The sequence below is a fragment of the Amycolatopsis heterodermiae genome, assembly GCF_034929455.1.
In the GTDB taxonomy this organism is placed as follows: Bacteria; Actinomycetota; Actinomycetes; order Mycobacteriales; family Pseudonocardiaceae; genus Amycolatopsis; species Amycolatopsis heterodermiae.
Genome location: NZ_JAYFSI010000018.1, coordinates 129,920 through 149,810 on the forward strand (window position 1 = coordinate 129,920; position 19,891 = coordinate 149,810).

A 19,891-nucleotide genomic window follows, 5' to 3' on the forward strand; every position below is an offset into this window, starting at 1 on the left:
CTGCTCGTCGGGATCAGGCGGCGGAGCGCAGGTGCGGCCGCTGCGAGGCGAGCATGCGCTGCGTGTAGGGCGACTGCTTCGACGCCAGGGTGATCGCGATCGGCGCGTCGGTCTGGGCCGGCGCGCGCAGCTCGATCCGGGCGGTGGATCGCCCGGACGGCGCCACCTGCACGGTCGAGTAGCCGATCGAGAACCGCGGCCCGGCGGAACCCGGCCGGTGCTGCGCGACCGCGATCGCGGTCCACCGCCCGGCGGGCGCGCCGGGGATGGTCAGCTCGCCGGACCTCATCTCGGCCATGCCGCTGAAGGCGACCGGGCCGCACTGGGGCACCGGGTCGGCGAAGAGCCCGACCAGGGTGTCCGCCGGCGCGGAGCCCTCCGGCAGGCCGAGGTCCATCGCCAGCGTGCCGGTGCCCGGCTGCAGGGACGCGCAGTTGTGGCCGGCGGCGCGCAGCGTCCGCAGCGGCGGCAGCCGCTGCAGGTTCGGCGAGATCGCCACGAGCAGCTCGGCGACCTGCGGCTCCCGGTACTGCGTCGGCGTCAGCCCGACCGCGTTCGAGAACCGGCTGGTGAACGTGCCGACGCTGCTGTACCCGACGCTGCACACGATGTCGGAGACGTTCAGCGAGGTGGTCAGCAGCAGCCGCTTCGCCTCGAACAGGCGCACCGCGGCGAGGAAGCGGCCGGGCGTGACGCCGGTGGCGTCGGCGAACATCCGCGAGAAGTGAAACCGGCTGACGAACACCTCGGACGCGAGGTCGGCCAGCGTGATCGGCTCGAAGTACCGTTCCCTGATCGACGAGATCGCCTGCAGCACCGCGGGCCGGACCGACTTCTCCACGCGCTCGAGAGCCGGGCGACGGGGCGGATCGTCGAACTCGCTGTCGTGTCCGACAGACGCAACAGAGTGCAACATCATCAGTCCAACCTCGAATTCCCCTGGTGGCTGTTCTCCTCTGCTGCCAGGGAAGACGGCACGGGTCGCAGATCGATTGACGAGCGATCGAGGATTCCGGTGATCTTCCGCCGACGTTCGCGGGACGCCCGGCCGGGTGCGGGTGATCCACCCCGGCCGCCCGTGCGGAACGCCCGGGTGCGGCGTGCCGGACGCCCGCGGAGCTGATCGAGGGCGGTCCCGCGTGACGAGCGTCTGGGCCGATCCAGGGACCCCGCGACCGTGCGGATCGGCAGTTCGACCAGATGGCGGAGGATGCGCCGTGCACGCCCGGGACCTGCGGAACGCACGTGGTGGCGGGGTGAACGCATGTCGACTCTGGTGGGCGGTTCACTGGCCGCCGACCCGGCGCTCTGTCACATTCGGACAGAAGCCCGGAGTTCGGCCGTCCACCGACCCGCGCGGCACGACCTGGGGAGCGCGAGGACGCACTGACGATGGTGGAGGCCAGCCCATGTACTCCGAACTGCAGCGAAAAGAAGAGCTCGAGGCGGACCGCGGCACCGTCCACTTCACCGTGCTCGGGCCGCTGGAAGTGTTACGCCAAGGCGTCGACTACGCGCCGAGCGCGCCGAAGATCCTTTCCCTGCTGGCCGTGCTCGTGATGCGGCCGGGCAAGATGGTACACATCGACACGCTGATCCGGGAGCTCTGGTCGGACCACCCGCCGCGGACGGTGCGCACGACGTTGCACACCTACGTCTACCACCTGCGCCGGTGCATCGACCAGAACAAGCTCGCGGCCGACGGCGAAGAGATGCTGGCCACCAAGCACACCGGCTACACCTTCAACATCGATCCGTCCCAAGTGGACACCCACCGCTTCGTCCGGCTGCAGCAGGCCGGGCAGGAACGCCAGGAAGCCGGGGACCACGCCGGGGCGGCCGACGCCTTCCGGGACGCGCTCGACGTCTGGACCGGTCCGCCGTTCGCGAACGTCCACTGTGGACCGGTGTTGTCGGCGTACCGGACCGAGCTGCTCGAACAGCGGCGCAGTGTGCTGCACATGCGCATCGAGGCGGAGATCGTCAGCGGGCGCCACCGCGAGCTGATCGGCGAGCTGCGCTCGCTGACCACCGGCAGCCCGCTCGACGAAGCCCTGCACGGGCAGCTGATGCGCGCGCTCGGCCGCAGCGGCCGCCGGTCCGACGCGATGGCCGTCTACCGCAGGCTCCGCTCGCGGCTGGCCGGCGAGCTGGGCGTCGAACCGTGCGACGACCTGCAGCTGCTGCACCGCGAGCTGATCTCCGAGGGCGACCACCGCTGAGCCGCCCACCGCTTCCCCGGCAGCCGCCGGAGTCCGTCGTCCCGCCCGAAAAGAAGTGAGGAAAGTTCGATGACTGCTCCGCACACCCGTGCCTACGGCCAGTACTGCGGCGTCGCCCGCGCCCTCGAGATCGTCGGCGAGCGCTGGTCGCTGCTGATCATCCGGGACCTGGTCCTCGGCGCGAAGCGCTACGACGAGCTGCAGACCGGCCTGCCGAAGATCCCGCCGTCCATCCTGTCGGCCCGGCTCAACGAGCTGGAGGCGACCGGGGTGATCCGCCGCCGCGTGCGCGCCGAGCTCGACGCGGGCCTCGTCTACGAGCTGACCCAGTACGGCAGCGAGCTCGACCAGATCCTGCTGGACCTCGGCCTCTGGGGCGCCCGCTCGCTCCAGACCCCGGCCGCCGACGACGTGGTCATCCTCGATTCGGCCATCCTGTCGCTGTACTCCACCTTCCGCGCCGAGCGCGCCGAAGGCGTCCAGGTCACCTTCGAGATCCGCTACGACGACCGGATGATCGTGCACGCCCTGGTCGAGGACGGCGTGGTCAAGGTCGGCGAAGGCCGTTTCCCCGGCGCCGAGCTGGTGATCAAGGCCACGCACGGTTCGGCCCTGCTGGACGTGATGAGCGGCCGCCTCTCCGCCGCCGAAGCAGTCCGCGCGGGCAAGCTCACCATCGACGGCGACGTCACGGACCTGGAGCTGTTCGCGCAGCTGTTCCACGTCCCGTCGGCCCCGGAGCGCACCACCGGCATCGTGGTCCGCTGACGGGGCATCGCCGCCTGATGAAGGGAGCCGACCGGCCAGCTGAACCCGGCCGGCTCCGGTCACGGCCCCGCCGAACCACATTGGCACCCGCCGAACCCGGCGGCATCCTCGGCCGCTGGGTCCGGTCAGATCGCCGCCATCGGCACCCGCCGAAGCGGTCTGGTCAGCCGGCCGGCCTGCTGCACCCGGCCAGGTCCGATCGCGGCACAGCCGGACCACCATCGGCACCCGCCGAACCAGGCGAAGCCGGTGAGCCCGGCGGCATTGTCGGCCGGCGGATCCGGGCAGGCCACCGGCATCGTGGTCTGCTCAAGCCGGTCGAGCCGTAAGCGACCACCGCCGTCGTCGTCCGGCGAAGCGAACCGGTCAGTCCCCTCGGTCCATCAGCCGACCAGGGTCAAGCCGGTCCGCCCGGTCCCGCAGGTAACGGCGTTCCGGGCCGCTCTCGGTGCGTTCGGCCGCCCTCAGATAGTGCTCGCGCGCGTCGGCCGGGCGGCCGGCGCGTTCGAGGAGGTGGGCGCGCACCGCGTCGACGCGGCGGGCCAGGTCGAGCTTGCCGTCGACCCGGTCCAGCACGGCCAGGCCGGCGGCGGGGCCCGCCACCTGCGCGACGGCGACGGCGAGGTTCATCGTCACCACCGGGCTCGGCATGAGCTCGCCCAGCACGCCGTAGAGCTCGACGATCTGCGGCCAGTCGGTCTCGTCCGTGCCGGGCGCCTCGTCGTGCAGCGCCGCGATCGCGGCCTGCACCTGGTACGGGCCGACCGGGCCGCGTCCCAGCGTCGCCCGGACGAGCGCGGTGCCCTCGGCGATCATCGCCGCGTCCCACCGGCCGCGGTCCTGCTCCGGCAGCGCGACGAGCTCACCGCCGGGGCCGGTGCGCGCCGCCCGCCGCGCGTCGGTCAGGAGCAGCAGCGCGAGCAGGCCCGCCACCTCGCCCTCGGCCGGGAGCAGCGCGTGCACGGCGCGGGTCAGCCGGATCGCCTCGGCGGCCAGCTCGGCGCGCACGAGGTTCTCCCCCGACGTCGCCGTGTACCCCTCGTTGAAGATCAGGTACAGCACCTGCAGGACCACGCGCAGCCGCTCCGGGAAGTCCGACGGCGACGGCTCGCTGAACGTCGACCCCGCGGCGGCGATGCTCTCCTTCGCCCGGGTGATCCGCCGGGTCATCGTCGTCTCGGGCACCAGGAACGCGCTCGCGATCTGCGCCGTGGTCAGGCCGCCGACCGCGCGCAGCGTCAGCGCGACCTGCGAAGGCGGCGACACCGCGGGGTGGCAGCAGAGGAACAGCAGCGACAGCGTGTCGTCGGAGTCCGCGGGCCGGTCCTCGCCGGGGCCGGGGACGACCGCCGAGGTCACCGGCTCGCGCACGGCGGCCGACTCCTCGCGCCGCCGCCGGGCGCTCTCGCTGCGCCAGAGGTCGGTCAGCCGCCGGGTCGCGACCGTGACCAGCCAGGCGCGCGGACTGTCCGGCACCCCCTCGGCCGGCCACTGCTCGCTCGCCGCGAGCAGGGCCTCCTGGACGGCGTCCTCGCACGCGTCGAACTGGCCGTGGCGGCGGACCAGCACGCCCAGCACCTGCGGCACCAGCGGGCGCAGGACCTCGGCGACCGGGGCGGGCGCGGTCACCTCACGAACCGGGGATCGCGGACTCGGCGTCGGCGAAGAAGACGATCTCGCGCACCTCGACCGCGAGCCCGTCGATCGCGGCGTCCGGGATCATCGCCGCCAGTTCGAGTGCGCGCGCCTTGTCCTCGACGTCCACGAGGTAGTAGCCGGCCAGGAACTCCTTCGTCTCCAGGAACGGGCCGTCGGTGATGGCCGGCAGGCCCCCGCGCACCCGCACGACGCTGCTGTCGGCGACCGGGGCGAGGGCCTGGGTGCCGATCATCTCGCCGGACTCCCGGATGGTGCGGATGTACTCCTGGTGCCCGGTCATGATGCCGTCCATGTCCTGCTCGGACAGTCCGGCCATCACGTCGGGGTTCAGGTACATCGCCAGCAGGTACTTCAACTCCGGGCTCCCTTCGCCTGGTCGTCGCTATGTTCGTCGCGACGAACATAGCGTCGCACGCGCGGAGTGGAGCGGCCGCGGGCCCGCGTGCCAGCCTGGGCCTGCGCAGCCCGGTACCCGGAACCAGGAGGGTGGCACCGATGGCCGACGTGTTCACGGACCTGCAGGCCGAGACCGAGGAGCTGGTCAAGCTGGCCGAGCGGCACGGGTACGGCCCCGGCCCCGACCTCACCGGCCACTTCGCCCGGCTGACGTCGACCGCGCGCCTGGTCCGGCTCAGCGCCGAGAACCCCGGCTCGTTCGGCGTCACGCCGCAGGTCTCCTACGACTCGCTCGACGAGGCGATCGTGTCCTGGCTGATCGAGCAGCGGAAGGCCAACGCCCTGCTCGCCGCGGCCCCGCCGGAGCCGGCGCTGCCGTGGCGCGACGGCCCGCTGCGCCCGTCGGTGCTCGCCGCCGCCGCGCTGACCGAGCTGTTCGCCGGCGGCCAGGACATCGCGGACGCGCTCGGGGTCCGCGCCCGGCGCGACGACGCCATCGGGCACGTCGCCTACTACGGCGTCCGGACCAGGGACCGGGCCTACCGGCGCCACCGGCTGACGCCGCCGGGGCCGTTCCGGTTCGAGCTGCGGGCGCCGTCCGGGACGCTGTGGACGTTCGGGCCGGAGGACGCCGCCGGCCGCGTCGCGGGCTCCGCCGAGGACTTCTGCCTGCTCGTCACCGGCCGCCGCCGTGCGGAGGACCTCGCGCTGACGTTCATCGGCGAGCACCCCGTGGAATGGCTGGAACTGCTGGAGAGCTGAGCGGCGTCACTCGAAGGGCGCGGGGTCCCCGGCGCCGTAGCGCACGATCTCCGGTTCACCGGAGGAGAAGTCGACGACCGTGGTCGGCTCGACGCCGCAGTCGCCCGAGTCGAGCACCGCTTCGAGCTGGTGGTCGAGCTCTTCCTTGATCTCCCAGCCCTGCGTCATCGGCTCGTCCGAACCGGGCAGCAGCAGCGTGCTCGACAGCAGCGGCTCACCGAGCGCGGCGAGCAGCTCCTGGGTGACGTGGTGGTCGGGGATGCGCACGCCGACGGTCTTCTTCTTCTCGTGCATCATCCGCCGCGGCACCTCCTTGGTGGCCGGCAGGATGAACGTGTAGCTGCCGGGCGTCGCGGCCTTGATCGCGCGGAACACCGAGTTGTCGATGATGACGAACTGGCCGAGCTGGGCGAAGTTCTGGCACACCAGGGTGAACTGGTGGCGGTGGTCCAGCTTGCGGATGGAGCGGATCCGGTCGAGCCCTTCGCGGTTGCCCGGACGGCACCCGAGCGCGAAGCACGAGTCGGTCGGGTAGGCGATCAGCCCGTCGCCGCGGAGGATGTCGACGACCTGGCCGAGCGCCCGTTTCTGCGGGTTGTCCGGGTGCAGGTCGAAATAGCGTGCCATGGCCCGTGAGCCTAGGGTCACGGCCCGTGCACGGCACGGCGGGCCCGCGCGTCTCCCTGCGTGCGGTGTCCCCGCGAGGGTGGGGACAGCACCGGCCCGGCGGGCGCACAATCGGCGTCGAGGGCCACAGCCGGGAGGACTCGCCGTGACAGAACTGACCCTGCCGGAGTCCCAACGGACTCCCGCCGTCACGTTGTGGAAGTACCAGTTCGAGGGCCCGGACGGCCGGGTCCTGCTCGCGGACCTGTTCGGCGACCGCGCACGGCTGGCCGTGTACCACCCGATGCCGGACTTCAGCGGCCCGGAGGACCTGGTGCCGACGGCGGAGGTCGCGGCCGCGCTCGCCGAGGAGGACCTGCGGCTGGTGCTGGTCTCCCACGCCCCGTACCCCAAGCTGGAGCAGTACCGGCGGCACTTCGGCCGCAACCTCCCGGCGTACTCCGTGGTGAGCGCCGGCTTCGCCGAGGACTTCGCGGCGACCCACCGGATCCCGTCGGCCGAGCCCACCGATCCGTGGGACGACGACTGCGCCGGGCTGAGCTTCTTCCGCCGGGAGCGGGACTCGGTGCGCCACATCGGTTCGATCGCCGTGCCGCAACTGGACTTCCTCGGGCTGCTCGCCGTCCCGGGGCCGGTCCCGTTCGCCCGGCGCGCCGGGCAGTAGCACCGGACCGCGACGGCGACGGGGTACGACGAATGGTCCAGACCGATTCCGGTTACCGGGGTCCCGGCCGTGAGTGGGCTACGATGGCTCGCGGACGGACAGCACTGCGCCCTGACCGGTCCCGGAGTAGCTGGCCGCACCACACAGCCGGAGGGTTCCCGATGTCCCCGGTCGCAGCGCTCGAACCCACCCCCGGCCAGTCCGCCACGGCCGCACCCCGCGGCACCACCGGCGTGGACCGCCGGCCCCGGCTCGCGACCTACCTGGCGGCGGGCATCATCGTGGTCGTCATCGCCGGGTTCAGCGTCATCGGGATCGCCAACCTGCTCCTGCTGTCCGCCTCGGTCGACGTCATCCACGGCGTCTACGGCCTGCTCGGCATCACCGCGCTGCTCGCGATCCAGCTGCTGTGGTTCAGCCGCCCCACCGCCCGGCTCCGCTCGAGGACCGGCCACGTCCTGTTCGCGGTGATGGTGGTGCTCGCCTACCTCCCGATCCCGGTGTTCGGCATCCTGTGGGCCGACATGCCGGACTTCGTCGGCGGCGCGGCGCTGCTGGTCCTGCCGTCCCGGTGGGCGTGGCCGGCACTGGCCGCCACCTGCGCCAGCGTCATCTGGATCTACCAGGCCTTCGACCAGGACCTGCTGTCGACCATCTACGGCGGCCTGGCGATGCTGGTCTACAGCCTGGTCTTCTACCTGCTGGCCCGGCTCGCCCGGATGGTGCACGAGCTGCACCTGGCCCGCACCGAACTGGCCCAGCGGGCCGTCGCCGAACAGCGGCTCGCCTTCGCCCGCGACCTGCACGACCTGCTCGGGTTGAGCCTGTCGGCGATCGCGCTGCGCGGCGAGCTGGTGCACCGGCTGATGCGCAAGTCCGCCGAGCGCGCCAAGGAGGAGCTCGCGGAGATCACCGCGACCGCCCAGCGCACGCTCTCCGACGTCCGCGCGGTTTCGCACGGCTACCGCGAGCTGTCGCTGGAAAAGGAGTCCCGGACGGCCGAGTCCCTGCTCGGCGCGTCCGAGATCGCCGTGCAGGTGCACCTCGACCAGGACGACCTGCCGGTCCAGGCGCGGACGCTGCTCGCCAGGGTGCTGCGGGAGGGCGTCACGAACGTCCTGCGCTACAGCGACGTCGAGCACTGCCAGATCAACGTGCGCCAGCACGACGGCAAGGTCACCCTGGAGATCGTCAACGACGGGGTGACGGCCGGCCAGGAGGCCCTGGAACCGGGCAGCAAGCTCACGAAGCTGCCGGAAGAGGTGGCGGCCCTCGGCGGCACCGCCACCGCCGAGGCCGGCCCGGACGGCCGGTTCACCCTGCGCGTCGAGCTGCCCCTGCCGACCGTGCTCGACCGGCCGGCGGGCGACGCCGCCGGGCCCGAGCCGGCGGCCGAGTCCCGGCGGATCCGGCTGCTGCTGCCGGTGGTGATGTCGCTGCTCGGCGCCGGGGCGGTGGTGCACGAGCTCCAGCTGACCACCGAGCCGTGGCGGATCGCGCTGGTCGCCGGCCCGGTGACGGCCCTGCTGGCGCTGCAGTTCTCCTACTTCAACCGCCCGTCGACGGTGCTGCGCACGGCCCAGAGCTACGCGATGCTGTTCGTCCAGGCGTGCCTGATCTACCTGCCGCTGGTGGCGCTGGGGAAGGACTGGGCCAGCGTCCTGGGCCTGCTGCTGGGGAGCGCGCTGCTGGTCATGCCGCCCGCCGTCGGCTGGCTGTTCTTCCTGATCAACATCGCCGCCTACGCCGAGATCCAGCGCCTCACCGGGGCAGGCCCCGCGGCGACCGTCTTCTACACCGTCGCGGCCGTGATGATCGGGCTGGCCGTGTTCGGCCTCCTCTGGCTGGCCCGGCTGGTCACCGAGCTGGACGAGACCCGCCGCCGCCTGGCCGAGATGGCGCTGGCCGAGGAGCGGCTGCGGTTCGCCAGGGACCTGCACGACCTGCTCGGCATGAGCCTGTCGGCGATCGCGCTGAAGAGCGAGCTGACCGCCCGGGTGCTCCCGCTGGACCGCGGCCGGGCCACCGAGGAGCTGGTCGAGGTCCTCCAGCTGACCCGGCAGGCCCTGTCCGACGTCCGCTCGGTCGCCAGCGGCTACCGCGAGCTGTCCCTGGACAACGAGTCACGCGCCGCCCGGTCCGTGCTGGTGGCCGCCGACGTCCGGGTACGCATGGAGATGCTGCACGACGAGCTGCCGACGCCCGTGCGCACGGTACTGGCGGTCGTCCTGCGCGAAGGCGTCACGAACGTGCTGAGGCACAGCTCGGTGGAGAGCTGCGAGATCGCCATGCGACGCTCGGACTCGGGCGTGACCTTGGAGATCGTCAACGACGGCGTGAACGGCACCGACCCGTCACCGGCCCCGGCGGCCACAGACGGCGCAAGCCGCGAGGTCTCCCCGGGCACGGGCATCGGCAACCTCACCCACCGCGTCACGGACCTGGGCGGACAGCTGACAGCAGGAGTGGAGGCGGACGGCCGCTTCCGGCTCCGCGCGGTGGTCCCGGTCTGAGCCGGACGGCGGCCCAGAACCACACCTGACTCGGTTGCCGACCACCGGCTTGAGCGCGGAACGAACCACCAGCCGCGGCACCATACGGCCACGGCCAGGCTAGGCGATTCGGCGCCAGGCCCAGCTCCGGGCCGGCAACGACCGCAGGAGCCGGACCGCAGCCCCACGCCCCCACCAAACCAACACGTCAATCGGCGCGGGTCCCACAGCCCCGGCATCTCGGCGCGCCACAGACCCCGGCGAGCACCTCACCACAGAAACAGGTCCGAACCACCGGACCGCAGCCGATACAGCTCCCCGATCCGGCCGGCAACGAGAGCCGAACGCCAGCCCCACGCCCCCGCCAGGCTCCACGGCGCGCCGCAGAGCCGGCAGGCACCGACCACAGAAGCCGAACCGCAGCCCAGTCCACGCGGCACCCACCGAACCGACCCACCAACCAGCCCCAGCCGAACACCCACCGACCCCGGCGGCCAGCCGACCACAGAAACCGAACCTGGCGTCAGATCCAGTCCGACTCCTCGGCGATGCGGATCGCGTCCACGCGGTTGCGGGCGTTCAGCTTGGCCACCACCGTCGTCAGGTAGTTGCGGACCGTGCCCGCCGACAGGTACAGCCGCGCGGCGACCTCCACTGTCCCGTACCCCTGCGCCGTCATCCTCAGTACGTCGCGCTCGCGGCCGGTGAGGGGGCAGTCCACCGTGTCCCATGCGGCCAGGGCCAGGTCGCCGTCGACCATGCGGCGGCCGGCCAGTACCCCGCGCACCGCGTTGGCCAGCTTGTCCGGGGGCGCGTCCTTCAGCAGGAAACCGCCCACCTTGGCGTCCAGCGCCCGCCGGAGCGTGCCCGGGCGGCCCAGGCTGGTGAGGATGAGCGTGCGGCACTCCGGCAGCCGTTCGTGCAGCTCACCGGCGGCGGTCAGGCCGTCCATGCCCGGCAGGTCGATGTCGATCACGGCCACCTGCGCGCGGTGCTCGCGGGCCGCGGGCAGGATCTCCGTGCCGTCCGCGACCTCCGCGACCACCTCGATGTCGTGCTCGAGGCCGAGCAGGGCCACCAGGGCCCCCCGGACTATGTGCATGTCTTCGGCTACGAGCACTCGGATCACGGATGCCTCCCCAGACGGCTCCCCGGAACTCTCCCCAGAAACCCAGTTAAACACCGTGTACGGCAAACTCGGTTACCCCGTTCAGGCGCCCTTGGGCACTACTGACGCTAATGCTCGCGCATTAGGGCAAGAGCACGGTTAAAAATGCCGCCACGCACTCGGGTGACTACCCGAAGTGACAAACTCAGTTCGCGTCGGAAACTTTCCGGCAGGAGTACGGGGAAGGCGTTGTCCCACCAACGCGGCGGGCCGGCCGCGGCGGGCACAGAGTGCCCGGTCACGGCCGGCCCGTGGTGAGAACGCCCGGCATCGACGTCGGTCAAGCCGCCTCGAGCACGTCGACGCGGCAGATGCTGGCCCGGACGGCCCCGGCGGCCGGCGCGCTGTCTCCCCACAGCTCGAACCGGTCGATGACCAGCCCGGTGGCGCGCTCGGTGCTTTCGGTCTCGATCCCCAGGTCGGCGAAAAGCGTGCGAACGTCAGCAGAAAAAGGTGCGGACATTGTTCTCTCCCAGTGGCGAAGATGAATGCTTCACGTGACATAAATAGTCGCCCAGCGGGCCGATGGCGGCCAGTGCCCGTGTCATCGGCCACTTGTGCCTTACACATGCTCTTTCCAGTGCCCGGCGTTGCTCCGAACAGAGCAATGAATAGGTCGAAGAAGCCCGGAATACGACGCTGCGTCACAAGGCGACTGCGACGTGTTGTGGATCACACGGGTCGCGGACGTGTCGAGTGGCCGACGAGAACCACCGGATCGGGGCGTTCGCGGGCATGTGCAAAACGCATGTCCGCACCCGGCGAAATCCATCCGCACCGATGCGCTGAGCACTTAAGAAGTAGACGCCGACCGTTCTAGGGTTTTAGACGCAACCCATTTCTCCGCACCGGATGCCTTCGCCGGAAGGCGCGGGGCGGCCACGTCGACTGAGGGGACGGCCCACCATGGATGAGATCGTCCGGCAGGCGGTGGCACGGGCCATCGTGACCATGCGGGACAGACTGGGCGAACGACTGACGATCGACGACCTCGCCCGCGCCGCGATGTTCAGCAAGTTCCACTTCACCAGGGTGTTCCTGCGGACCACGGGGCTCTCGCCCGGCCGGTTCCTCTCGGCCATGCGGCTCGCCGAGGCCAAGCGGCTGCTGACGACCACCACGATCTCGGTCGCCGACATCAGCCACCAGGTCGGGTACAACAGCGTCGGGACCTTCAGCGCCCGCTTCAGCGGCAGCGTGGGCGTCTCGCCGTCGGGTTACCGCCAGCTGCGCGGCGCGTCACCGCGGATCGCCGAGCGGCCGGACCACCGGCTGCCCGGTGCGACGGTGCGCGGCCAGCTGCACGCCATGCCTCCGGCCGAGGTCGGGCCGGTGTTCGTCGGGCTGTTCCCCGCCCGGATCGCCGAAGGACTGCCGGCGCGCCACACCCTGGTGCCCGGCCCGGGGCCGTACACGCTGGCAGACGTGCCGCCGGGCTCGTGGTACCTCATCACGCACGCCTACGGCGCCAGCCCGCTCGACCAGTACGGCCAGCGCCCGTTCACCGGGCTGACCGGGCCGGTGACCATCCAGGTGGGCGTGACCGCGCGCCTGGCCGACGTCCGGCTGCGGCCCCGGCGCGGGTTCGACCCGCCGGTGCTGCTGGCGCTGCCCGACCTGCGCAAGGCCGTGGCGGCTCACGCGGTGGCCGTCTGAGGAAGGGAACCGCGCGCGGTGCGCCACTTCGCACCGCCGCGATTCCCCGGGCCGGCGGGCATTTCCGCGCCGGCGCGAGGGGGCGCGGAATGGGGCGCGCCTTTCGCGAAAACGACGGCGGTGACGGGCAATGGCGTACCATTGCGAACGGGGTATCGCCTACTGGGGTGCGAGGTATCGCAGTGATCAGGGTATTGCTGGCCGAGGACATGCACATGGTCCGCGGCGCTTTGGTCGCGCTGCTCAACCTCGAGTCCGACATCGAAGTCGTCGCCGAGGTTTCCGCCGGCGACGAGATCCTCCCGGCCGCGAAGGCGACCCAGCCGGACGTCGCGGTGATCGACATCGACCTGCCGGGCAAGGACGGCCTGTCCGCGGCCATCGAGATCCACGAGACCCTGCCCGACTGCCACACGCTGATCCTCACCAGCCTGGGCCGCCCGGGTACCGTCCGGCGCGCGCTGGACGCCAAGGTGAACGGTTTCCTGCTGAAGGACGCGCCGTCGGACAAGCTCGCGAACGCCGTGCGGTCCGTCGCGATCGGACGCCGGGTCATCGACAGCGAGCTGGCGCTGGCCGCCTGGGAGACCAACGACTGCCCGCTCACGCCGCGGGAGATCGAGATCCTTTCGCTCGCCGCCCGCGGGCGCACGGTCTCGGACATCGCCGCCGACCTGTTCCTGTCGGCCGGCACGGTCCGCAACTACCTGGCCGCGGTCGTGACGAAGCTGAACGCCCGCAACCGGGTGCACGCCATCCGCATCGCCACCGAGGCGGAGTGGCTCTAGGCGCGGTGCCCGCGGACGCTGCCGGCGACGTGCCGACCCGCACCGCCACCGAGGCGGAGTGGCTCTAGGCACTGTGTCCCCGAACGCTTCCCACGACGTGCCGACCCGCACCGCCACCCAGGCGGAGTGGCTCTAGGCACTGTGTCCCCGAACGCTGCCGGCGACGTGCCGACCCGCACCGCCACCCAGGCGGAGTGGCTCTAGACACTGTGCCCCCAAACGCTGCCGACGACGTGCCGACCCGCACCGCCACCCAGGCGGAGTGGCTCTAGACACTGTGCCCCCAAACGCTGCCGACGACGTGCCGACCCGCACCGCCACCGAGGCGGAGTGGCTCTAGGCACTGTGTCCCCGAACGCTGCCGGCGACGTGCCGACCCGCACCGCCCCCGCCGGCTGATCCGCCGGGTCCGCACCGGTGGGCCCGCCGGAATCCGTCCCGCCGGAACCGCCGCCACCACGCCGGATTCCCGCACCGCGCCACCTCGAGCGGCCCGTGAGCCGCACTCGCCCTCGAGCGTCCGGTAAGCCGAACTCGCGGTCCGGAAAGGACGGCGGCGGAGAAAGCGCTTCCGCCCGGGCCCTCACACCGGGATCTCGGCCACCAGCCGGTGCGTGCCGTCCGGTTCCGCCGCCGCGGTGAACCGGCCGCCGAGGGCCTCGACCCGGCGGGCCAGGTTGACCAGCCCGCTGCCGGAGCCCGCCGGGCCGCCGGCGAACGCGCCGACGCCGTCGTTGACGATCTCCAGCCACGCCGTGCCGTCCGAGGTGGACACGCTGAACGCGCACCAGGTCGCCGAGCTGTGCCGGACCACGTTCGTGACGCCCTCCCGCAGCACGGCGGCCAGCGTGCCGGCCACCCGGGGCGGGAGGTCGCCGGTGCCGGCCCGTGACGACGTCACCCGCACCCCGGCCGCCGTCAGCACGTCCACGACCGCGCGGCACTCGTCGTCGAGCGACAGCTCCCGGTACCCGGCCGCGACGGCCCGGACGTCGGCCAGCGCGCGCCGCGACATCACGAGCAGCTCCGCGAGCTCTTCCTTGGCCGCCGCCGGCCGGGTGAGGACCAGCCGGTTGACCAGCTCACCCTTGAGGGTGATCGCCGACAGGCTGAGCCCCAGCAGGTCGTGCATGTCCCGGGAGAACCGCCGTCGCTCCTCGGCGACCGTCCGCCGCTTCAGCTCGTGGACCTCGGCCTCCCGTTCGGCGACCAGCCGCGCGGCGGTGGCCGAGCCGAACAGGGCCGCCCCGGCCACCGCGGTCACCGCCGCGGCGGTGAGGCCGTCGAACACCGCGGCCACGGGCGGTTCGGGCAGCGCGACGAGCAGGCCGGCCGCCAGGCACACCAGCACCACCGCCGGGACCGCCCGCGCCGGGCGCGCCACCAGGAGGACACCGCCGGCGAGGAACCCGCTCGCCACCGCCCAGCGCACCCCGAGCTGCAGCATCGGCAGCCCGCTCAGCGCGGCGAGCAGGATCAGCGCGGGCACCGGACGGCGGGCCCGCCCCCGGCCGAGCCCGGCGAGGTAGACGACGACGAGGGCGGCGGTGTACCCGGCCGCCGAGAGCTGGGCCGGCCAGGGCTCCCGCCCGGTCAGCGTGAAGGCCGGTACCAGCAGGCCCACCGCGACGGCGGCCACGAACCGGGCCCCGGTGACCAGGTGGCGGAAGTCCCGCTGCCCGCGCGCGGCCACGGCGGCCGGCGTCTCTTCCGGCTCATCAGGCTCGTCGGCGGCCGCGACCGTCCGGGCGGCCAGGCCGACCCCAGAAATCCGTACCGGAACAACCACGGCCCCTCCCGCGTCGCCCACCCCCGAGAGTTTAAGGTAACAGGAGGTCGGCTCCGGCGACGGCGCGTCACCGGAACGGCGTCACCCCGGCAGGTCCAGCACGCACTCCCCGACACTGACCTCGGCCGGCCACTCCAGCCCCAGCGTGCGGTCCACCCGGTCGCCCGCGTCGACCGGCACGGCGTGTGCGCTCAGCCCCATCGCCAGCCCGGTCAGGTAGAGGATCTGCTGCAGGCAGCCGACGTGCACCAGGGTCGTCGCGTACGCGGCCTTGCCGAGGACCCACGCGGTCCGCGTCAGCCGCGCGGTGATCGTCAGCAGGACCGGCGGGCGCCGGTGGCCGCCGGCGCCGATCATCGCGAGGTCGAGCAGGGCGGCCAGCGCCGCGGGGTCGTCGTTGACCGGCGCAAGCGCGTGCGCGAGCGGGTCGTAGTGGTAGATCCCGGGCGCCAGGCCGACGCAGCGGTTGACGCTGAGGTAGATCTCCAGCTCGTAGAGGCAGCCGATGCTGAAGTACGGCCGCTGGGACGCCTCGTGGCTGGGCCAGCCGGGGAGGTGGGCCTGGCCGATCGAGCGGACCCGGGCGGCCCGGAAGAGGAACTCGCCCAGCTGCTCGGCGGTGAGGCTCCGGCCGGTCGACTCCGGGCAGCTGTGGTCGTGTTCGAGCAGCGACGTCAGGCTCGCGCCGTCGGATCCGACGGTCACCGGGTCCGGGCGGTGCAGCGGGATCACCGGACCGGCGGGGAGCAGCTTGAGCACCGGCGGCTCCGGCCCCGACCGGTCGCCGCCCGGCTCCAGCGGGCCGACCTTCTGCCAGGTCCGGCTGCGGGAGTGGAACATCAGGTCTTCCGGCGGCCACACGGCCAGGTCGGTGTCGGTGTCCTCGGCGAACTCCGCCCCCGGCCCGGCGACCAGCGCCACCCCCGCGGCGACCAGGAACGCGACGACGTCGGCGACGACCGGCTCCGGCAGCCCGCTGTCGGCCGCGACCCGCTCGACGGTGACGGGCCCGGCCAGCGACGAGGCGACGGTGACGGCGGGACGGCGCAGCAGCGCGAGCCGGTACCGGGCGCGCGGCGACTCGACCACGAGCGCGCCGTCGTCCGGGCGCATCGTGGCGAACCGCGAGAGCTTGACCAGCCGGCCGGGCGGGACGGGCTCGGCGGAGAACACCGGCGCCTGGGTCACCGGGATCGCCGAGAGCACCGGCCCGCGGCCGTCGCTGAGCCCGACCGAGTGGACCACCGAGCCCGCCAGCCGGTCGAGGACCTTCCGCAGCATCCCCCGCCAGTCCCCGGCGGCGTCCGGCATCGACGAGGCGAGGTTGTCCATCGAAACCGGCCCCAGCAGCATCCGGTCCAGCGAGTCGCGTACCTGCGGGGCGATGTGCGCCAGCTCGTACTCACCCCACCACGTGACCGCGACCAGGGTGTCGTCCTCCCCGTTCTCCAGCAGGGTGTCTTCGGTGAACGACCAGAGCCGGACGGTCTCCGAGCCCGCTTCCGGGCGGTCAGCAGGCACAGCGAACTCCTAGAGCGGGTACCGCGAGTGGGAGGAGCTACAGGAACATGGGCAGCGGGTTGAGCCGGTCGTACGGCGTCGGCGCGTCGAGCCGCCCGAGCCGGACGGGCACGTCGAACAGGCGGCCCGGGGCGAAGCGGGCCCACAGCGGCCGCAGGCCGGGCGCGAGCACCTTGACGACCGGGATCCCGACGTCGGGGCGGGTCTGGTCGAGCACCAGCAGCTCCAAGCCGGCCCCGCCGAGCGTCGCGGCCAGCGCTTCGACGTCGTCACCGACGTCGGCGCGCTCGACGAACGGGAAGTCGCCCGCCGCCCGCATCCGCTCCCCGGCCGCCGGCCGGAGGTAGGGCTGGTTCGCGACGGTGGCGAACTCCAGCCAGCGGCGCGCGTCCGGGTCGTCCAGCTCGTGGCCGGCGGCCAGCACGATCGGCAGCATCTGGTTGAGCTCGGTCACCGCGCGGCGCACCGCGATGCGCGGGTCGAGGTGGGCGCCGAAGCCGAGGATGACGTCCTCGCGCGGGCCGTCGGTGCGCCGCGACAGCGCGGCCATCACCGGCACCCCGAGGTCCGAGGTCAGGTCGAGCACCCACAGCTCGCGGCCGATGCCCGCGTAGTTGCGGGTCATCTCCTCCAGCCACCGGTCGCCGAAGGAGTTCAGGTCCACCCCCGGCACCGGGACGCGGTTGTACCACCACAGCGCCACGGCGTCGCGTTCGACGAGCTCGAGCGCGCCCTGCAGGATCGCGTCCTCCAGGCTGCTGCCCGCCGCCGCGCCGTTCGAGTCGGCGTGCACGCCACGCGCGCCGGGCGTGCCGTAGTACAGGTGCGCCGTCGGCAGCAGCCGGCGCCGGCCGGTCAGCGACCACACCGGCGTCCAGTCGATCGCGGCGCCGGTGTCGAAGCGCTCGGGCACCCGCTGGAAGTCCGCGTGCTCGGCGTTCCAGGCCTCCCGGCCGTCGTACTGCCGCTCGGCGAACAGCATGCAGTCGTTGGGGTGCAGGGCTTCCTCGCCGAGCTCGGCGAAGGTGGCGCGGATACGCAGCTCGTCACCCTGGTAGCTGCCGGAGAACCGCTCCGCGGCCTCGCACAGCGCGCCGACCTCGGCGTCGAGCGGGGTGACGCCCTTGCCGCCGTTCTGGCAGCGCAGCCCGGCCCGCAGCGCGGCCATCCCGGTGACGCCCCGGGTCACGTTCGGGCCGGAGTGGTAGGCGTTGGCGAACGCGGGGGCCGACGGGTCGGGCCGCACCGCCTTGACGATGCCGGTGATCGGGCTGATCAGGTGCCGGTGCCGCTCGAGCATCTGCGCCGGCGTCGCGGTGCGGTGCCCGCCGCCGCCGGAGGTCACCTTCTTCGCCGGCTGCAGCACGACCGGGGCCGCCGAGCGCCGGGCCACCAGCCCGGTGTCGCCGCAGCCGTCGCACTGCGGGCGGCGGCGCAGCTCGTGGAGGCGGCCCTGCAGGTCGAGCGTGTCGAGCGTCCACACGCACTGCTGGCCTTCGTAGCGGTAGCCGGCCAGCCACTTGCACGCCTCGAGCGCGACGAAGTGGGCCGCGGCCGCGGTCAGCGGCGGCACCGCCGATACCGGGCGCCGCGCGGGACCGTCGTGGCCGAGCACCTCCTGGACGCACGCCTCGGCGTGCCGGTGGCCCCACAGCCGGTGGGTCAGGCAGTGCCAGCACCCGCCGTCGGGCCGCAGCACCGGCCCGATCCAGACCTGGGCGCCGAACGGCCGCGCGATCAGCCACGGACGGCCGCCGGCCCGGTGCGCGGCGTCCACGGCGGCCAGGCGCGGGTCGAGGTAGTCGGAGCAGAGCACCACGGACAGGTCGGCGACGTCGGTCCCGCCGGTGACCACCTCGACGTCGGCCTCGGTCAGCGCTGCGCGCACCCGCTCGGTGCCGATGTCGTCCCCGACGGTGATCAGCCGGACCCGGCTCGGCCGTTCGCGGGTCGCGACGCGTTCGGCGTCCACCCCGCAGGCGTCCCAGTAGGCCAGCGCCCGCTCGTCGTTCTGCCCGCCCTGCTCCCGCACCGTCACCAGCCCGGCCTGCACGAGCTGGGCCAGCAGCGCGCGGACCTGGTCCGGCGGCATCCCGCCGGGGCGGTCGCGCAGCAGGCTTTCGAGGTCGTGGGTCCCGTCGAGCAGGGACGCGAGTGATTCGATCTGCGCGCCGCGCATGGCTATGACACCCTGTTCCGAGAACAGGTACGCGCCCTTCCCGGCCCGCACCTCCGCCCGGAGGTGCCGTTTGAACGCCAGCGTCGGCCCCGCGGCCCCCTGCCCGCCCGCCGTCCGCGCACCGGTCGTGTCCACCGCTGGATTGCGCATGAGCACTCCTGCCGGTCTGCGAGGTCGTACGGGACGAGTGTCCGAATCCTGCTCCTCCGGGGGACTCGCAGCCAGTGCGCGAGACATCGCGAAGTCGTGCGAATTGCACGGGCCCACCTGGGCAACACATGTGGTAGCGGTGAGGATCCCACTGGCCGGGTCACGTCCCGAGCCGTCACCGTAGACGGAGACGCCGGGAGTACATGCACGGCGACTGAGGCACCGTAGCGGAACCCGCGGCCACGCGCGAGCCGGACGGTGCCCGGTCCGGACCCGAGACAAGTGAGGACCCGAGTATGCCTACCTCTGCTCGCACCTACGGACAGTTCTGCGGCCTGGCACGGGCGCTCGAGATCGTCGGCGAACGCTGGTCGCTGCTCGTCGTCCGTGACCTGGTGCTCGGCCCCAAGCGGTTCACCGACCTGCAGCAGACGTTGCCGCGGATCCCGGTCAGCATCCTCACCTCGCGGCTCAACGAGCTGGAGGAGGCCGGGGTGGTCCGCCGCCGCGTGCTGTCCCAGCTGGACGCCGGCGTCGTCTACGAGCTCACCGAGTACGGCAACGAGCTGGACAACATCGTCCTCGAGCTGGGGCTGTGGGGCGCCCGCTCGCTCACCTACCCCCGCGCCGACGAGGTGTTCACCCTCGACACCGCGATCATCTCGCTGTACACGACCTTCCAGGAGGAGGCCGCGTCCGGCGTGCACGTCAACTACGAGCTGCACCACCTGGGCGGCGAGATGATCGTGCACGCGATGGTCGACGACGGCGCGCTGAAGGCCGCGGCGGGCGCGCTGCCCGCGGCGGACCTGGTGATCGAGCCGCAGGGACCGGCGATGATCGACCTGTTCAACGGCAAGCTCGGCGCCCAGGACGCCATCAGCAGCGGCAAGGTCCGCATCGACGGCGACCCGGCCCACCTCGAGCTGTTCACCCGGCTGTTCCACATCCCGCCGGCACCGGAGCGCCCGACCGGGCTCGCCCTCCACTGACCTGTCCCCCGCACCGGCGGGTGGCGCGGTCTCACCCGCCCGCCGGTGCGCAATCCGC

The 19,891-nt window shown here is 72.7% G+C and carries 17 protein-coding genes; 8 read left to right on the forward strand and 9 right to left on the reverse strand.

Annotation, left to right across the window (positions count from 1 at the left end):
- Window positions 1-13 precede the first annotated feature (13 nt).
- Window positions 14-841, reverse strand: coding sequence for a helix-turn-helix transcriptional regulator (locus VA596_RS46085; RefSeq protein WP_323336604.1), 828 nt, complete (start codon window positions 839-841; stop codon window positions 14-16).
- Between the two features lie 568 nt (window positions 842-1,409).
- Here VA596_RS46085 and VA596_RS46090 point away from each other — a divergent pair.
- Together VA596_RS46090 and VA596_RS46095 are read left to right on the forward strand one after the other, a co-directional pair.
- Window positions 1,410-2,222, forward strand: coding sequence for an AfsR/SARP family transcriptional regulator (locus VA596_RS46090; RefSeq protein WP_323336606.1), 813 nt, complete (start codon window positions 1,410-1,412; stop codon window positions 2,220-2,222).
- A gap of 69 nt (window positions 2,223-2,291) precedes the next feature.
- Complete coding sequence (locus VA596_RS46095) at window positions 2,292-2,990, forward strand: winged helix-turn-helix transcriptional regulator (RefSeq protein ID WP_323336608.1); 699 nt, start codon at window positions 2,292-2,294, stop codon at window positions 2,988-2,990.
- A 366-nt stretch (window positions 2,991-3,356) separates the two neighbouring features.
- Here VA596_RS46095 and VA596_RS46100 read toward each other — a convergent pair whose 3' ends face one another.
- A complete protein-coding gene (locus tag VA596_RS46100) occupies window positions 3,357-4,619 on the reverse strand; it encodes an RNA polymerase sigma factor (protein WP_323336609.1) in 1,263 nt (420 codons plus the stop codon).
- Window position 4,620: 1 nt separating this feature from the next.
- Complete coding sequence (locus VA596_RS46105; protein ID WP_323336611.1) at window positions 4,621-5,004, reverse strand: YciI family protein; 384 nt, start codon at window positions 5,002-5,004, stop codon at window positions 4,621-4,623.
- A 140-nt stretch (window positions 5,005-5,144) separates the two neighbouring features.
- Here VA596_RS46105 and VA596_RS46110 point away from each other — a divergent pair, with 140 nt between their 5' ends.
- Window positions 5,145-5,807 (forward strand): maleylpyruvate isomerase family mycothiol-dependent enzyme, encoded by a 663-nt coding sequence (locus VA596_RS46110; RefSeq protein WP_323336612.1) that lies wholly within the window; start codon window positions 5,145-5,147, stop codon window positions 5,805-5,807.
- Window positions 5,808-5,813: 6 nt separating this feature from the next.
- Here VA596_RS46110 and VA596_RS46115 read toward each other — a convergent pair whose 3' ends face one another.
- Entirely contained in the window at window positions 5,814-6,434 is a 621-nt protein-coding gene (locus VA596_RS46115) for an L-threonylcarbamoyladenylate synthase (protein WP_323336614.1), read from the reverse strand.
- 145 nt (window positions 6,435-6,579) lie between these two features.
- On the opposite strand from VA596_RS46115, the gene VA596_RS46120 reads away from it, so the two are divergent.
- Window positions 6,580-7,098 (forward strand): DUF899 family protein, encoded by a 519-nt coding sequence (locus VA596_RS46120; RefSeq protein ID WP_323336616.1) that lies wholly within the window; start codon window positions 6,580-6,582, stop codon window positions 7,096-7,098.
- Window positions 7,099-7,259: 161 nt separating this feature from the next.
- Entirely contained in the window at window positions 7,260-9,611 is a 2,352-nt protein-coding gene (locus VA596_RS46125; RefSeq protein WP_323336618.1) for a sensor histidine kinase, read from the forward strand.
- Between the two features lie 502 nt (window positions 9,612-10,113).
- On the opposite strand, the gene VA596_RS46130 is transcribed toward VA596_RS46125, so the two are convergent.
- Both VA596_RS46130 and VA596_RS46135 read right to left on the reverse strand, forming a co-directional pair.
- Window positions 10,114-10,719 (reverse strand): response regulator transcription factor, encoded by a 606-nt coding sequence (locus VA596_RS46130; protein ID WP_323336620.1) that lies wholly within the window; start codon window positions 10,717-10,719, stop codon window positions 10,114-10,116.
- A 319-nt stretch (window positions 10,720-11,038) separates the two neighbouring features.
- Window positions 11,039-11,221 carry a hypothetical protein gene (locus VA596_RS46135; RefSeq protein WP_323336622.1) on the reverse strand — a complete coding sequence of 61 codons (183 nt, stop codon included), beginning with the start codon at window positions 11,219-11,221 and terminating at the stop codon, window positions 11,039-11,041.
- A 443-nt stretch (window positions 11,222-11,664) separates the two neighbouring features.
- Here VA596_RS46135 and VA596_RS46140 point away from each other — a divergent pair, with 443 nt between their 5' ends.
- Window positions 11,665-12,414: a helix-turn-helix transcriptional regulator gene (locus VA596_RS46140; protein ID WP_323336623.1), complete on the forward strand. Its 750-nt coding sequence runs from the start codon at window positions 11,665-11,667 to the stop codon at window positions 12,412-12,414.
- A 182-nt stretch (window positions 12,415-12,596) separates the two neighbouring features.
- On the forward strand, window positions 12,597-13,202 hold the full coding sequence (locus VA596_RS46145; protein WP_323336624.1) for a response regulator transcription factor: 606 nt from the start codon (window positions 12,597-12,599) through the stop codon (window positions 13,200-13,202).
- A gap of 583 nt (window positions 13,203-13,785) precedes the next feature.
- Here VA596_RS46145 and VA596_RS46150 read toward each other — a convergent pair.
- From VA596_RS46150 to VA596_RS46160, 3 genes are all read right to left on the reverse strand, one after another.
- Entirely contained in the window at window positions 13,786-14,991 is a 1,206-nt protein-coding gene (locus VA596_RS46150; RefSeq protein ID WP_323336625.1) for a sensor histidine kinase, read from the reverse strand.
- Between the two features lie 81 nt (window positions 14,992-15,072).
- The gene (locus tag VA596_RS46155) at window positions 15,073-16,512 is read right to left on the reverse strand and encodes a SagB family peptide dehydrogenase (RefSeq protein WP_323336626.1); all 1,440 of its coding nucleotides are present in this window, start codon (window positions 16,510-16,512) and stop codon (window positions 15,073-15,075) included.
- Between the two features lie 37 nt (window positions 16,513-16,549).
- Complete coding sequence (locus VA596_RS46160; RefSeq protein ID WP_323336627.1) at window positions 16,550-18,841, reverse strand: TOMM precursor leader peptide-binding protein; 2,292 nt, start codon at window positions 18,839-18,841, stop codon at window positions 16,550-16,552.
- A gap of 296 nt (window positions 18,842-19,137) precedes the next feature.
- On the opposite strand from VA596_RS46160, the gene VA596_RS46165 reads away from it, so the two are divergent.
- The gene (locus VA596_RS46165; RefSeq protein WP_323336629.1) at window positions 19,138-19,833 is read left to right on the forward strand and encodes a winged helix-turn-helix transcriptional regulator; all 696 of its coding nucleotides are present in this window, start codon (window positions 19,138-19,140) and stop codon (window positions 19,831-19,833) included.
- Window positions 19,834-19,891: the final 58 nt, after the last annotated feature.